General features: G+C 37.5%; 2 protein-coding genes and 1 pseudogene. All 3 read left to right on the top strand.

The features are described 5' to 3' along the window. The first annotated feature begins 50 nt into the window (after positions 1–50). On the top strand, positions 51–887 hold the full coding sequence (locus CWB65_RS19335; RefSeq protein ID WP_138741275.1) for a hypothetical protein: 837 nt from the start codon (positions 51–53) through the stop codon (positions 885–887). A gap of 158 nt (positions 888–1,045) precedes the next feature. Continuing rightward, positions 1,046–1,558, top strand: coding sequence for a hypothetical protein (locus tag CWB65_RS19330; RefSeq protein ID WP_138741274.1), 513 nt, complete (start codon positions 1,046–1,048; stop codon positions 1,556–1,558). Between the two features lie 210 nt (positions 1,559–1,768). After that, positions 1,769–1,854, top strand: a pseudogene (locus CWB65_RS20305) (transposase); the annotation flags it as partial.

Here is a 1,854-nt window from a genome sequence, read left to right as displayed (position 1 = left end):
GGAGTCATTATGTCTATGTGGCCTAGGGTAGTTTGAGGAACCTTCAAAAAATGAAAATGGATATTACACCTGACAATTGGCCAGATCATTATTGGAATTACCTTGCTCAGCTAGAAGTTCATGCAATTGATAAAAATCACCACGCTTTAAAGCCTTGGGATGAACTTGCCGAAAAATGTATGAATCTAGCAATTAAAGCACCATTTTTAAAAGGTAAAGAAACTGGTAGTAAATCTCTTAAATTGGCTGCCGCTTTACTAAAAAGAGTAATGAGTGATTTCAGAGGGGTTTGGTTGCTTATTAATTGGGGTTATCCTTATCAAGCTGCGTGTGTCGCGTCTTCTCTTTATGAAAATGCTCTTGTAGTAAATTGTATTAGCGGCAGAGATGATTTAGCCGAAGAAATTCTTGCCGATGAAAATGGTGATGTTCCATGGAAACCTCAAAGGCTATCCAAGATGGCTGCACAAAGAGATTTATTTGGTGAAATAAAAAACAACCCCCCAAGTGACAAAGACTTTGAACAAGCTTGGAAGCTTTGTTATCACAACTATAAACTTTTGTGCAAAATGAAGCATCCTACTCTGCAACAAATAAAAGACGAAACAAGTCACGCTACGAACAAACAAGGCCAGTTTGCTGTTATCCCTCTGCCAGATACTAGAGAAAGTTCTGTGGGTCTAAAGCAAATGATAGTGGTAATTGCCATATCAAAGTTGTTTTCTGCGGCTAAGTGCTTCGCTCAGTCATCTAACTGTTCCGATGACGATGAGTTTCATCAAGAGTTTTATAATTTTGCTGCTGAAGTATACTCAGACTTGAAAAATCATATAAGTACGAGCGGTATAGGTAGCATTCCGATTAAAGCAACAGGGTTTAAGTTTTAAGCACATAGCCACATAACAAAGTGCTTAAATGGCGGACACAAAAAGCTTGGCTGTGCTCTTTCCTCGCATAGTTTAGCCAAGCATTTTGTGCCGTTTAGCACGGCGTTAGGGTTCAATTTAATAAAATAGCTCATCTAAAAATTTAAGGAGTAAAATAGATGAAAAATAAACTAGTAATCGCGTCAGCACTTTCGTTCGGTATTACCTTAGCCAATCCAGTTTTTGCAAACAATGATCAAACTCTATTAAAGTCATTTCATGACTACGGAATTTCTCAGTGTGATAGTTTTATATTGGAAAATAGCAAGCTGGAAAGTAATTGGAATTTCTTTATCAATAAGCATGCTGGCGGTATTGATGGACCTTCAACGGAAGTTACGATTACACAAATTTTTGGTTCTAAGGGTGATACTGTAAAAACTGAGGATACTTATATTCAAACAGCAAAGAAATGCTTTTTGAGACAAACGTGGACATTAACATTTCCTGGTTCATGCTCAGAAAATATTGATGGAAACTCTTGGTATGTGTCTACAAAAATGCCAAATAAAGATTATACAACCTATACAAATGCGGGAGGCATGGAGCTTCACGCAAAAGAAATTTCAATGGGTAATTTCAAAGCATGTGTACAAGAAGGCTCTAAGCGGATTAGCAGCTCGCATGGCTAAACCCTAACAAGGCACTTAAACGGAAAAATAACAGTTGGCCATCGCTTCGCGATTTTAGCAAACTGTTATTTTCTGCTTAGCGCGGCGTTGAGGCTGTAGAATTACTCTTTTTAGAAACATATCCTACTATACAAAACTGATTGTTTTTTAACCTTGAAACTACAGGGTTGCTGTGATCTAATAGATATTATTCACTCACGGTAAATTGTTATGGCCAACTACAAGCCTGACTTATCCTGCCAAAATAAATTCATCCCCATCAATTTCGCTGAGCAAATTTTACCAGGTACCTTTGA

The sequence above is a fragment of the Pseudoalteromonas sp. S554 genome (genome assembly GCF_005930865.1).
GTDB classification, from domain to species: Bacteria; Pseudomonadota; Gammaproteobacteria; order Enterobacterales; family Alteromonadaceae; genus Pseudoalteromonas; species Pseudoalteromonas marina.
Note: the sequence above shows the minus strand (reverse complement) of the source record. Positions and strands in the feature narration are given on the sequence as shown.

Coding starts and splice junctions, on each gene's coding strand:
- CWB65_RS19335 (WP_138741275.1), top strand. CDS start 51: ATGAAAATGGATATTACACCTGACAATTGGCCAGATCATTATTGGAAT.
- CWB65_RS19330 (WP_138741274.1), top strand. CDS start 1,046: ATGAAAAATAAACTAGTAATCGCGTCAGCACTTTCGTTCGGTATTACC.